14 protein-coding genes are annotated in these 12,444 nt (G+C 59.7%); 10 read left to right on the forward strand and 4 right to left on the reverse strand.

What is annotated here, in order from left to right; genetic code table 11:
• Positions 1-36 precede the first annotated feature (36 nt).
• The 3 genes from malX to ydfZ all read left to right on the forward strand — a co-directional run bounded on the left by malX (position 37) and on the right by ydfZ (position 3,302).
• Positions 37-1,629 (forward strand): maltose/glucose-specific PTS transporter subunit IIBC, encoded by a 1,593-nt coding sequence (malX, locus tag ACOI7D_RS19480; protein WP_244341716.1) that lies wholly within the window; start codon positions 37-39, stop codon positions 1,627-1,629.
• 52 nt (positions 1,630-1,681) lie between these two features.
• On the forward strand, positions 1,682-2,854 hold the full coding sequence (locus ACOI7D_RS19485) for a MalY/PatB family protein (RefSeq protein ID WP_109547403.1): 1,173 nt from the start codon (positions 1,682-1,684) through the stop codon (positions 2,852-2,854).
• Between the two features lie 244 nt (positions 2,855-3,098).
• On the forward strand, positions 3,099-3,302 hold the full coding sequence (gene ydfZ, locus ACOI7D_RS19490; RefSeq protein ID WP_004151566.1) for a putative selenium delivery protein YdfZ: 204 nt from the start codon (positions 3,099-3,101) through the stop codon (positions 3,300-3,302).
• 70 nt (positions 3,303-3,372) lie between these two features.
• On the opposite strand, the gene ACOI7D_RS19495 is transcribed toward ydfZ, so the two are convergent.
• Positions 3,373-3,852 carry a hypothetical protein gene (locus ACOI7D_RS19495; RefSeq protein WP_162489987.1) on the reverse strand — a complete coding sequence of 160 codons (480 nt, stop codon included), beginning with the start codon at positions 3,850-3,852 and terminating at the stop codon, positions 3,373-3,375.
• 239 nt (positions 3,853-4,091) lie between these two features.
• Here ACOI7D_RS19495 and ACOI7D_RS19500 point away from each other — a divergent pair, with 239 nt between their 5' ends.
• From ACOI7D_RS19500 to ACOI7D_RS19515, 4 genes are all read left to right on the forward strand, one after another.
• The gene (locus tag ACOI7D_RS19500) at positions 4,092-4,445 is read left to right on the forward strand and encodes a DUF1304 domain-containing protein (protein WP_048297423.1); all 354 of its coding nucleotides are present in this window, start codon (positions 4,092-4,094) and stop codon (positions 4,443-4,445) included.
• A gap of 103 nt (positions 4,446-4,548) precedes the next feature.
• The gene (gene yedE / locus ACOI7D_RS19505) at positions 4,549-5,760 is read left to right on the forward strand and encodes a selenium metabolism membrane protein YedE/FdhT (RefSeq protein ID WP_023289489.1); all 1,212 of its coding nucleotides are present in this window, start codon (positions 4,549-4,551) and stop codon (positions 5,758-5,760) included.
• The gene (gene yedF, locus ACOI7D_RS19510) at positions 5,757-5,990 is read left to right on the forward strand and encodes a sulfurtransferase-like selenium metabolism protein YedF (protein WP_004204092.1); all 234 of its coding nucleotides are present in this window, start codon (positions 5,757-5,759) and stop codon (positions 5,988-5,990) included. The genes yedE and yedF overlap by 4 nt, the downstream gene beginning before the upstream one ends.
• A gap of 252 nt (positions 5,991-6,242) precedes the next feature.
• Complete coding sequence (locus ACOI7D_RS19515; protein ID WP_050534165.1) at positions 6,243-6,635, forward strand: DUF1398 domain-containing protein; 393 nt, start codon at positions 6,243-6,245, stop codon at positions 6,633-6,635.
• A 39-nt stretch (positions 6,636-6,674) separates the two neighbouring features.
• On the opposite strand, the gene ACOI7D_RS19520 is transcribed toward ACOI7D_RS19515, so the two are convergent.
• Positions 6,675-6,833 carry a YqaE/Pmp3 family membrane protein gene (locus ACOI7D_RS19520; RefSeq protein ID WP_002903230.1) on the reverse strand — a complete coding sequence of 53 codons (159 nt, stop codon included), beginning with the start codon at positions 6,831-6,833 and terminating at the stop codon, positions 6,675-6,677.
• A 282-nt stretch (positions 6,834-7,115) separates the two neighbouring features.
• On the opposite strand from ACOI7D_RS19520, the gene gap reads away from it, so the two are divergent.
• Positions 7,116-8,114 (forward strand): type I glyceraldehyde-3-phosphate dehydrogenase, encoded by a 999-nt coding sequence (gene gap / locus ACOI7D_RS19525; protein ID WP_016160929.1) that lies wholly within the window; start codon positions 7,116-7,118, stop codon positions 8,112-8,114.
• 48 nt (positions 8,115-8,162) lie between these two features.
• Here gap and aldA read toward each other — a convergent pair whose 3' ends face one another.
• Positions 8,163-9,602 (reverse strand): aldehyde dehydrogenase, encoded by a 1,440-nt coding sequence (aldA, locus tag ACOI7D_RS19530; RefSeq protein ID WP_109547404.1) that lies wholly within the window; start codon positions 9,600-9,602, stop codon positions 8,163-8,165.
• Here aldA and ACOI7D_RS19535 point away from each other — a divergent pair.
• Positions 9,601-9,738 carry a hypothetical protein gene (locus tag ACOI7D_RS19535; RefSeq protein WP_044522685.1) on the forward strand — a complete coding sequence of 46 codons (138 nt, stop codon included), beginning with the start codon at positions 9,601-9,603 and terminating at the stop codon, positions 9,736-9,738. The two genes, aldA and ACOI7D_RS19535, sit on opposite strands and share 2 nt — an antisense overlap.
• A 61-nt stretch (positions 9,739-9,799) precedes the next feature.
• Here ACOI7D_RS19535 and ACOI7D_RS19540 read toward each other — a convergent pair whose 3' ends face one another.
• Complete coding sequence (locus ACOI7D_RS19540; protein WP_109547405.1) at positions 9,800-10,600, reverse strand: YdcF family protein; 801 nt, start codon at positions 10,598-10,600, stop codon at positions 9,800-9,802.
• A 381-nt stretch (positions 10,601-10,981) separates the two neighbouring features.
• Here ACOI7D_RS19540 and ACOI7D_RS19545 point away from each other — a divergent pair, with 381 nt between their 5' ends.
• Positions 10,982-12,307 (forward strand): MFS transporter, encoded by a 1,326-nt coding sequence (locus ACOI7D_RS19545; RefSeq protein WP_109547406.1) that lies wholly within the window; start codon positions 10,982-10,984, stop codon positions 12,305-12,307.
• Positions 12,308-12,444 lie beyond the last annotated feature (137 nt).

Raw genomic sequence — 12,444 nt, forward strand, 5'->3', positions numbered from 1 at the left:
GTTCTTCCCGACCACTTGAGAATCAGGAACCGTGTTATGACGGCGAAAACCGCACCAAAAATCACCTTGTGGGAATTTTTCCAGCAGCTGGGAAAAACCTTTATGCTGCCCGTGGCGTTGCTCTCGTTTTGCGGGATCATGCTGGGGATCGGCAGCTCGTTAAGCAGTCACGATGTTTTGACCCTGCTGCCGTGGCTGGATATACCGCTGCTGCAGGCCATCTTTATCTGGATGAGCAAAGTCGGCTCCTTTGCCTTCAGCTTCCTGCCGGTGATGTTCTGTATCGCCATCCCGTTGGGGCTGGCGCGGGAGAACAAAGGCGTCGCCGCCTTCGCCGGTTTTGTCGGCTACGCGGTCATGAACCTGGCGGTCAACTTCTGGCTGACGGCGAAAGGCATTCTGCCCACCACCGACGCCGCTATTCTCAAGGCCAACAATATCCAGAACATCATCGGTATTCCGTCGATCGATACCGGGATCCTCGGGGCGGTTATCGCCGGGACTATCGTCTGGCTGCTGCATGAGCGCTTCCACAACATTCGCCTGCCGGACGCCCTGGCCTTCTTCGGCGGCACCCGCTTTGTGCCGATCGTCACCACCGTGGTGCTGGGTCTGGTCGGGCTGGCGATCCCGCTGGTGTGGCCGGTCTTCGCTATGGGGATCAATGCACTCGGAAAGATGATCAACAGCGCCGGCGATTTTGGGCCGATGATCTTCGGCACCGGCGAGCGACTGCTGCTGCCGTTTGGCCTGCACCACATCCTGGTGGCGCTGATCCGCTTCACGGAAGCCGGCGGTACCCTTGACGTCTGCGGCCACAGCGTCAGCGGCGCACTGACCATCTTCCAGGCGCAGCTAAGCTGCCCGACCACCCACGGCTTCGCCCAAAGCGCCACCCGCTTCCTGTCGCAGGGTAAGATGCCGGCCTTCCTCGGCGGCCTGCCGGGCGCCGCGCTGGCGATGTACCACTGCGCCCGCCCGGAAAACCGGCATAAAATTAAAGGTCTGCTGATCTCCGGAGTGATCGCCTGCGTGGTGGGCGGCACCACCGAGCCGCTGGAGTTCCTGTTCCTGTTCGTGGCGCCGGTGCTGTATGTCATCCACGCCCTGCTGACCGGTCTCGGCTTTACCCTCATGGCGGTGCTCGGCGTCACCATCGGCAACACCGACGGCAATATCATCGACTTCGTGGTGTTTGGCATCCTGCATGGTCTGGCGACCAAGTGGTACCTGGTGCCGGTGGTGGCGGCAATCTGGTTTGCGGCCTACTATGCCATCTTCCGCTTCGCCATCACCCGCTTCAATCTGAAAACGCCGGGCCGCGATATCGACACCGCCGCCAGCGTGGAGAAAGCGGTCGCTGGCACCATTGGTAAATCCGGGTATAACGTGCCGGCGATTCTGGCGGCCCTCGGCGGCGCCGACAACATTGTCTCGCTGGATAACTGCATTACCCGTCTGCGACTGTCGGTACACGATATGAGCAAAGTGGACGCCGCCGCGCTGAAAGCCCATCGCGCCATTGGGGTGGTTCAGCTCAACCAGCATAATCTGCAGGTGGTTATTGGCCCGCAGGTGCAGTCGGTAAAAGATGAGATGGCCATGCTGATGAATACCGTTCAGGCCTGATCCCACTGGTCCCCTTCCGGCACGGAGGGGGACCCTCGCTAAGGAAGTTCCGATGTTTGATTTTTCCACCCCCATCGACCGCCACGGCACCTGGTGCACGCAGTGGGACTATGTCGCTGACCGGTTTGGCGTCCCCGACCTGTTGCCGTTCACCATCTCCGATATGGATTTCGCCACCGCGCCCTGCATTCTCGACGCCGTCAGCCGGCGGCTGGCCCACGGTGTGTTCGGCTACAGCCGCTGGCAGAACGAGGCGTTTCTCGGGGCGATTGCCCACTGGTACGCCAGCCGCTTTCACAGCGTCATCGATCCGCAAACGGTGGTCTACGGACCGTCGGTTATCTATATGGTGGCGGAAACCATCCGTCAGTGGTCGCAAGAAGGCGACGGCGTCGTCGTCCATACTCCCGCCTACGATGCGTTCTATAACACCATCACCGCTAACCGCCGACAGATTGCCCCGGTGCCATTGACCCTGACGAACAATCAGTGGCACTGCGATATGGCGCGCCTGGAAGCGGCGCTGGCGGAGCCGAAGAATACCCTGCTGCTGCTGTGCAGCCCGCACAATCCAACGGGGAAAGTGTGGCGCCGCGAGGAGCTTGAGACCATGGCGGCCCTGTGCCAAAAGCATGGCGTGAGGGTAATTAGCGATGAAATTCATATGGACATGACCTGGGGCGACCACCGTCATATCCCGTGGAGCGAGGTGGCTCAGGGGCCGTGGGCGCTGTTCACCTCCGGGTCGAAGAGCTTCAATATCCCGGCCTTTACCGGAGCCTATGGCTTTATCCCGGAGGCAAACTGCCGCGACAGCTATCTGCAGGCGCTGAAAGCGCGCGACGGGCTCTCGTCGCCCTCGGTCCCGGCGCTGGTGGCTCATGTCGCCGCCTACCGCGACGGGGCGCCCTGGCTCGACGCTCTGCGCGACTACCTGCAGGAGAACCTGCGCTATGTGACTGATACGCTCAATCGCGCCTTTCCCGCGCTGCGCTGGCAGCCGCCGGAGGCCACCTACCTGGCGTGGATCGACCTCCGCCCCCTCAACATTGACGACCGCGCGCTGCAGCAGGCGCTGATCGCCGGGCAGAAGGTGGCGATTATGCCGGGATATACCTATGGTCCCGAAGGCAACGGCTTTCTGCGCCTCAATGTCGGCTGTCCACGCGAGAAGCTGGAGCGCGGTGTCGCAGGGCTGATAGCCGCCCTGCGCAGCCTTATCTGATGCGCCGGCAAAGTGAATTATCTGGTTGTCAAACCCTATCCTGCCTGCCAGATGGCTGGCAGGATGATCGAGGCTTTCCCCCTGGCGCAGGCAAACCCTGTAGCGGCCATGAATGACTCTCGCGCCCGGCTGATGTCGGCATTATTAAAATAATTTTGATATTCCTCAAAACTTTTTTAGGCGGGAAGCGGTATTAATTTGGCCGCTTAATCATTGCTTACACTGGTTTATTGAGGAGGAGAGCATGAAAACCTATGACCGTAATCGTAACGCTATTGCCACCGGCAGTATGGTCATGATCGCCGGTAACGGTACGACGGGCGTGATTAAAGCGATCCATGGCGAGGGGAAAACCGCCGAGCAGCTGCGTCGGGCGGACTGCGTGGAAATCGACGGCTGCGAGGGCCGCTTCTGTCCGTTAGATCTGATCCGTCTCGGTTTCCATTAATCCCTGCCGCCAGGGCAACATGAGCAGGCCACCCAGGGTGGCCTCTCCTTTACCGGCCTGATACAGGCGCTTAGCGAAAGCTCCACTGAATACTCATCACAAAGATCGCCGGGAGAATAATCCCGCCCTCGACGCCGAAATAATCGGTAAAGTTATACTGCAGACCATGATAGATATAGGGCGAAAAACCGACGCCGGTGATTTTTTTGGCGGTGCGGTAGGTGCCTGAGTCGCCGCAGTGGCTGAAAGCGTCAAAGAAAAATTCCCCGGTATAGGCATACACCCCTTTCAGCAGCCAGCCGGTGTCGTTTTTCAGCCAGTCGCGGCGCACGCCGAGGGTCAGACAGCGATCGTCGAAGCTGTTTTTCATGGTGCCGATCAGCGCGCTGTATTTTGAATCCGCTGAAAACTTGCGCTCCACCGAGAAAAAGTTGTTGTTGAAATGCTCGTTATATTGTCCGTGGTTGCCGGTCATGTGATAAACATAGGAGCCGGTATTCATCGAATAGAGATTTAATTCCCCGGCCTGCGCCGACGGCATGGCAACCAACAGCAGCCCGGATAACACAACCCATAATTTATTCAACATTCAGTAACCTACGCCACACCCGTAAAAAAAGAACCCGGCATACTATCACCGCTAAGCTAAACCAAAGGGCAATCAGATAAACCGGCGCTCGTCGCGGCAGGCAAAAATGACGCTATATGCACTATAGCAGTCGCCCTCTCGCCTGGTGAGCGCCAGCGGCTATACTGCAGACACATTCATCTCATCGATTAAGGACTGCTGTGTTAGCCACTCTCCTCGTTGCGCTGGTCGCTATTATTCATCTCGCCATCCTGGTGCTGGAGATGTTTTTCTGGGAAGCGCCCGCCGGGCGCCGGGCCTTTAACCTCAGCGCCGATTTCGCCCGGGAAACCCGGGTGCTGGCGGCCAACCAGGGGTTGTATAACGGTTTCCTGGCCGCCGGCCTGGCGTGGGGGCTGTGGCTGGGGGAGTCCGGCGAGCCGGTGGTGATCTTTTTCCTCGCCTGCGTGCTGGCCGCCGGGATATTCGGCGCGCTGACCGCCAGCCGCAAAATTCTCTATATTCAGGCGCTGCCCGCGCTGCTGGCGCTGCTGGCGGTGCTGACGCAGGGGTAGGGCCTTGATCTAAAACAGAGAAAGCTGGCGGTAAGGCGGATACTATGTGCCCCCTTCGGTCGGTCATCGACCTTTAATACCTTCTGAGTTCAGAGGCATTTTTATGACATGGCAATCCTTCAAACAGGCCTGGCTTATCCGGTTCTGGTCCCCCGTCCCGGCGGTCATCGCCGCGGGCATTCTCTCAACCTACTATTTTGGCATCACCGGCACCTTCTGGGCGGTGACCGGCGAATTTACCCGCTGGGGTGGCCAGCTGCTGCAGCTGCTGGGGGTCCACAGCGAACAGTGGGGCTATTATCAGCTGATCCATCTCGACGGGACGCCGCTGACCCGCATCGACGGCAGGATGATCATCGGCATGTTCGGCGGCTGCCTGGCGGCGGCGCTGTGGGCCAATAACGTCAAATTGCGCTTGCCACGCAGCCGGATCCGCATTGTGCAGGCCGTAGCCGGGGGTATCATCGCCGGGTTCGGCGCGCGGCTGGCGATGGGCTGCAACCTGGCGGCCTTTTTCACCGGCATTCCGCAGTTCTCCCTGCACGCCTGGCTGTTTGCCATCGCCACCGCCATCGGCTCCTGGTTTGGCGCTCGCTTCACCCTGCTGCCTCTTTTTCGCATACCGGTAAAAATGCAAAAGGTATCCGCTGCTTCGCCGTTAACCCAAAAACCGCAGCAGGCGCGCCGCCGTTTCCGCCTGGGCATGGTGATCTTTTTCGCCATGATCGGCTGGGGCCTGCTCACCGCCGCAGACCACCCTGCGCTCGGCCTGGCGATGCTGTTCGGCATCGGCTTCGGTCTGCTTATCGAGCGCGCGCAGATCTGCTTCACCTCCGCCTTTCGCGATATGTGGATCACCGGCCGGACGGTGATGGCGAAGGCGATAATCTTCGGCATGGCGGCGAGCGCCATCGGCATCTTCAGCTATGTGCAACTGGGGATGGCGCCGAAAATCATGTGGGCCGGTCCCAACGCGGCGATTGGCGGGCTGCTGTTTGGCTTTGGCATCGTGCTGGCCGGCGGCTGTGAAACCGGCTGGATGTACCGGGCGGTGGAAGGCCAGGTTCACTACTGGTGGGTGGGGCTGGGCAACGTTATCGGCTCCACGCTGCTCGCCTGGTGCTGGGACGATATCGCCGCCCCGCTCGCCACCCACTGGCAAAAGGTCAACCTGCTGAACGCTTTTGGTCCCTTCGGCGGACTGCTGGCGACCTATCTGCTGCTGCTGATCGCCCTGCTGCTGGTGATCGCCTGGGAGAGACATTTTTTCCGCCGCCAGTCGGCAGCGGTCCGGACCGCGAAGGAGAGCGCATGAAAAACATCATCCCTGATTATCGCCTGGACATGGTCGGTGAGCCCTGCCCCTATCCGGCGGTCGCCACCCTGGAGGCGATGCCCTCCCTGCAAAAAGGCGAGATCCTCGAAGTGATTAGCGACTGTCCGCAGTCGATCAATAACATTCCGCTTGATGCCCGGAACCATGGCTATACGGTGCTGGATATTCAGCAGGATGGCCCGACCATTCGCTATCTGATCCAGAAGTAACCCCGTTTCCCCGCCGGCGACCTTCATCGCCGGCATGGGTTTCCCCGTCTCCCGTCACGCCATTTCCTCATCACCAGAGAGGCCGCGCAGGCAAACGATTGCAATACATTGTAACACTTGAAACGATGTTCCAGTTATCCAATAACCATTAATATAACGCGCCTATATTATTAAAATACGAATAAGTAACTTCATGAATGGTTTCTGCCGCTACCGGCCAAAGCCGCACACCGCAACACAATAAGGATAGAAATGGAACTGCTGGCCAGGCTGAGTCATTTTTTTGAGCAAGTGCGTTCAGATGCCGATTTTGCCACCTTCGCCAGTGAACTGCGTCGGCATCAGGTCTCGTGTTATATCTACTTTGTCTCTACCGGCAATATGAATTTTGTGATGGCCAACGACGAGGTGATCACGATAAAAAGCGCCCGCGGCCTGCTGCGCGTGCGCAGCGCCCCCAGCCATCGGCTGACCTCGGCCGCTGTCATCCGCCATTTTGCCGGCGCCATCAACTTTGAACAGTACTGCAGGGATCTCGCCAGCGCCGGGGTGTTTAAGTGGAGCGTCGACCTGGACGAGGAGACTCGCCACTACTGGTCGAAGGAAAACAGGCTGCTGTACAAAGAGAGCCTGATTCCCCCCTGAGCGGGTCCCAGGGGGAAGCCTGGCCTGAGGGGCCAGCCCTTAATCGCGGGTCTGCACCCAGAAGGCGTGGATCAGGCCTGGAATATAGCCCAGCAGGGTCAGAATAATGTTGAGAATAAACGCCCAGCCGAAACCTTTCCCCAGCAGTACTCCCAGCGGCGGCAGAATGATAGTAAAAACGATTCTCCAGAATCCCATAAGCTCTCCCTTCATCTAACGGCAATATTTTACTAAGTTATTCAATAGTTAAGCATAGACGCTTTTCACCGCTTCGCCAGCAGGCGGCCCCCTCATCTCCGGTAACAAAAATTATTCCCTGCCGTCACGGATAAAAAAGCCCGCCAAAACATCCACTTTTCTGGCTCATGCTGCGGGCCCGGCAGCGAACCGCACAGATTGTCAGTTGACCTGGCTGCGAGTCAGGACTAAGCCTGGAGGAGTTTTATCACATCGAGTCGTTTTACCAACCGGAGAATATCCATGAGTAAACTTGGGATTAATGGTTTTGGTCGTATCGGACGTCTGGTGTTACGCCGTTTATTAGAAGTCGACAGCAGCCTCGAGGTGGTGGCTATCAACGACCTCACCTCGCCAAAAGTACTGGCCTACCTGCTAAAGCATGATTCAAACTACGGCCCCTTCCCGTGGAGCGTCGACTTCACGGAAGATGCGCTGATCGTCAACGGTAAGACCATCACCGTGTATGCCGAAAAAGAGGCGCAGCATATTCCGTGGCAGGCGGCGGGCGCGGAAGTGATTGTGGAGTGTACCGGGTTCTACACCTCGGCAGAGAAATCGCAGGCCCATCTCCAGGCCGGCGCGCGCAAGGTGCTGATTTCCGCCCCCGCCGGCGAGATGAAAACTATCGTCTATAACGTCAACGATGACACCCTGACGCCGGATGACACCATCATCTCCGTCGCCTCCTGCACCACCAACTGCCTGGCGCCGATGGCCAAAGTCCTGCAGGATGCCTTCGGCATCACCGTAGGCACCATGACCACTATCCACGCCTATACCGGCACCCAGTCGCTGGTGGACGGGCCGCGCGGTAAAGATCTGCGCGCCTCCAGGGCGGCGGCGGAAAACGTCATCCCGCACACTACCGGCGCGGCCAAGGCTATCGGCCTGGTGATCCCCGCCCTGAGCGGGAAGCTGAAAGGCCATGCCCAGCGCGTACCGACCAAAACCGGCTCAGTGACGGAGCTGGTATCGGTGCTGGAGAAAAAAGTGACTGCGGATGAGGTCAATCAGGCGATGAAGCAGGCGGCAGAGGGCAATGAATCCTTTGGCTACACCGAAGAAGAGATTGTCTCTTCCGATATCATCGGCAGCCATTTCGGTTCAATCTACGATGCCACTCAGCTGGAGATTGTGGAGGCCGGCGGCGTACAGTTGGTGAAAACCGTCGCCTGGTACGATAACGAATACGGCTTTGTCACCCAGCTGATCCGCGTGCTGGAGAAATTTGCCCGCTAAGTGAACGGCGGACAGCCTGCGCTGCCCGCCGATTCTGCATTGAGCGCCTCAGGCCTGCAGATAGACCACCTGAGTCTGCAGGTACTCATTCAGGCCATGGCGGCCATCTGCGCCGCCGATCCCCGATTTACGCCAGCCGGCGTGGAATCCCTGCATCGCCTCAAAGTTCTCGCGGTTGATATAGGTTTCGCCGAATTTCAGCCCCTTAATCGCCTTCATCGCCACATTAAGATCGCGGGTATAGATCGAGGAAGTCAGGCCATAATCGCTGTCATTGGCCATCGCCAGCGCTTCATCGAGCGTCGAAAACGCCACCACCGGCAGCACCGGCCCGAAGGTTTCCTCATGGATAATATCCATCTCCTGACGCACATCCAGCAGCAGGGTCGGCGGATAAAAATAGCCTTTCCCCTCCTGCGGCTGACCGCCCAGCGCGACACGTGCCCCCTGCGCCACCGCCTTTGCCACTTTGCGCGCCACCAGATCCCGCGCGGCGGCGTTAATCAGCGGCCCCATGGCGATGTCATCGCGCGCCGCCGGGTCGCCAAACTGCACAGCCTTCATCGCCTCGCCGAGGCGGTTGACGAAGCGATCGTAAATCCCCTGCTGAACATAGACCCGCTCGACGCAGTTGCACACCTGCCCGGTATTGATCACCCGCGAGTCCACCACCGCCTTCACCGCCAGCTCCAGATCCGCATCGTCCATGACGATGGCCGGCGCTTTGCCGCCGAGCTCGAGGCACACTTTGGTGATATTTTTCGCCGCGGCGGCCATGATTTTCTCCCCCGCCGCTACGCTGCCGGTCATGCTGACCATCGCCACCTTCGGATTGCCGGCCAGCTCCTGGCCGACGGTTTCCCCACGGCCGAGCACCAGGTTAAAGACCCCTTTCGGCAGCCCAACCTGGTGGACGATCTCGGCGAAAGCGATGGCGTTGTTGGGCGTGAATTCGCTGGGCTTAATGACGATAGTGTTGCCGGTGATCAGCGCCGGCGCCAGCTTGCGGGCGATAAGAAAGAACGGGAAGTTCCACGGCAGGATCCCGGTGGTCACCCCCAGCGCGCGTTTGAAGACGAGGATATTCTCCCCGGGACGGTCGCTCTGCACGATCTCCCCTTCATAACGCCGTGCCCATTCGGCCATGTAGTCGAGATAGTCGGCGGTAAACGCAACCTCCACCGCCGCCAGCTGCTGGATCTTGCCCCCTTCAGCGACGATCAGCCCGGCGATGTCGTCGGCACGCTGACGAATGCCGGCGGCAATTTTGCGCAGCCAACCCGCGCGCTCAATGGCCGGCAGCGCCTCCCAGGCCGGCTGGGCGCGCTCTGCGGCGTCAATCGCCAGCCGCGCCTCTTCCGCGGTCCCGTCCGGGATCCGCGACAGCAGCGCTTCAGTCGCCGGGTTAAGCACGTCGATCCAGCCGTCGCCGCGACCGGTAACGAACTGGCCATCAATATACATTGGGTGTTGAACGGGTGCTGTCATGGCTGCTCCTGTGGTGCATTTGTATTTAACAAGTGATTTTTTTGTTAAATATCGGGCGGATAAGCCGTGGCTTCGCAGCACGTTGGCGCATTTCTGTGAGCTGATTCATAAAACCGGGCCAAAAATGCCCGGTTGAGGTTACATTTCAATAACACAGATTGCCCGTTTGCGATAAATCTGCCGCAAACGGGCATTTTTCAGCCGAGGAGGCGGGCCTGCAGCGCCCCGGCAAGCCGGTCATCCTCCCGCAGCTGTCGCCAGGCGTCGAGGATCGCCGGCGGGAAGGTCACGTGGCTGATAAAGTCTTTCCCCCGCGGACCGTACCCTTCAGGGGAATCCTGCAGGCGCGGCAGCTCGCCCAGCAGCAGCGCGAGGTAGCGGGTCACCGGCCACAGCCCCGCCCCGCCGCCCGCGAACCCCAGCTGGCCGTCGGTCTGCTCCAGCACCGGCGAGCAGCCGGGAAAGCTCAGCCACTGCGGCGGCGTCGTCGCCCCCTGCCAGACGCGGGCGAAGGTGGCCATCGTCCGCCGCTGCATGGTGGGGTCCTGAATGACGATCCCGCGACGATGGGGGATCCCCCGGCTCTCCAGCAATGTGCGGGTAAAGCGCGCGTTTTCCCCGCAGTTGGTCGACCGATCCTCCACCACCAGCCGCGGGCGAGGAATGCGCCAGAAGTCATGCGCAATATCCGCCAGAATATGCGCTTCCGGGCGGCCCTCCACCGCGAGCGAACGGTAGCGGGGATCCTCGCGCACCGCCTCATACAGAAAACCGGTGGAGTGTCCTATGCCGCCGCTGATCAGCAGCGGAACCTCCTGCTCCTTCGCCAGCCGGCAGGCGGCGTCGATGGTGGGGATCACGGCATTGCCAGCCAGCACCACCACATCCACTGCCGGCGGCGCGGTCAGCGTCGCCAGATCGTTCTGCGCCAGCCAGCCGCCAGTCAGGTTAGCCGCCGCCAGCGTCGTCGCCGACAGCGGGGGAAATTGTTCTGCCATTCTGATCTCCTTAATCACCTCTCAGCCGCGCAGAGAGGATAGTCCGGCCATCATAAACGCCGTCTGCCGGGGCGCAAAGCGACGTCGATTTGTAACCATTTTGAAATAACAAGAAACATCTAAAAACACGCGGGTTGCACCTGAATAACTGACCATGAAAATAACAAAAAACAGCAAAAACAGGTGGAAAATAAAAATTTACCTCGCAGTTACACCAGACAAAAGCGCGTTTTCTCGCCCGCGTCGCCAAGGAATAACTTGCCAATTGTAACCATCAACTCTAAGTTGCTTAACAATTACACAACCTTTTTCACATCAGGTTGCACCCTGCACGCACAGAGTGACACCTGACCTTTTACCGTGGCGGGAGAACGTTTCGTAATGAGCAATCCAGAAAGCAACACTGCATCCATTCTGCAGAAAAACAAGAAGGTCCTGATCGCGAGCCTGACCGGCAGCGCCATCGAATGGTTTGATTATTTTCTCTATGGCACCGCCGCCGCGCTGGTGTTTAACAAAATCTTCTTTCCGATGGTCGACCCGGTCATCGGCCTGATCCTCTCCTGGCTCTCCTTTTCGCTCACCTTTTTTATCCGCCCCATCGGCGGGGTCATTTTCGCCCACATCGGCGATCGCATCGGTCGCAAGAAGACGCTGGTGCTGACCCTGTCGCTGATGGGCAGCGCCACGGTGGCCATTGGCCTGCTGCCCACCTACGAAATGGTGGGCCTGTGGGCGCCCGCCCTGCTGATTACCCTGCGCATTATTCAGGGTATGGGTATCGGCGGCGAATGGGGCGGCGCGCTGCTGCTGGCCTACGAATACGCCCCGGAAAAGCGGAAAGGCTTTTTCGGCAGTATTCCTCAGGCCGGCGTGACCATCGGCATGCTGATGGCGACCTTTATCGTCTCGCTGATGACCCTGTTCGATGAGGCGCAGTTTCTTGCCTGGGGCTGGCGCATTCCGTTCCTGCTCAGCTCCGTCCTCGTTTTCCTCGGCCTGTGGATCCGCAAAGATATCGACGAAACGCCCGCCTTTAAGCAGGTGAAACAGTCTGGCCAGGTGGCGAAGGCTCCGCTGCGCGTGACGCTCAAACACCACTGGCGGGAGGTGCTGATCGCCGCGGGTCTGAAAGTGGTGGAGACCGCCCCCTTCTATATCTTCTCTACCTTTGTGGTCAGCTACGCCACTACCACCCTGAGCTATCAGAAGTCGCAGGCGCTGGAATCCGTCACCCTGGGCGCGCTGGTGGCCACCGTGATGATCCCGCTGATGGGGCTGCTGTCCGACAAGGTGGGCCGGCAAAAGATGTACACCCTGAGCGTGGTGCTGCTGGGGCTGTTTATCGTTCCGTGGTTCCTGCTGCTCGACACCGGCACCAGCTGGGGCATTATGCTGGCGACGATCGTTGCCTTCGGCATCCTGTGGGCGCCGGTGACCGCGGTGCTGGGTACCCTGTGCTCAGAGATTTTCAGCGCCAATGTGCGCTACACCGGGATCACCCTGGGTTACCAGCTGGGCGCCGCGCTGGCCGGGGGCACCGCACCGCTTATCGCCACCGGTCTGCTGGCGAAATACGATGGTGACTGGCGACCGGTGGCCATCTACCTGGGCGTTACGGTGGCGATTTCGCTGCTGGCGATATTCTGCGCCAGCCGGATGAAATCCGTCCCTGGCGCGGCGCGCACTCGGGCGGAAAGCGCCTAACCGCAGCCGATCCGGGCTACCTCGGCGCCGACCATCCTGCCCGGCGGCGCTGCGCTTGCGCGGGCCTACGGGGAGATCGCGCCACGTGGGAAACCGCTCATCCCAGGTCCGGTAAGGCGCCAACCGCCACCGGGCAG

Source organism: Klebsiella sp. C360 (genome assembly GCF_048822415.1).
Lineage (GTDB): Bacteria > Pseudomonadota > Gammaproteobacteria > Enterobacterales > Enterobacteriaceae > Klebsiella > Klebsiella quasipneumoniae.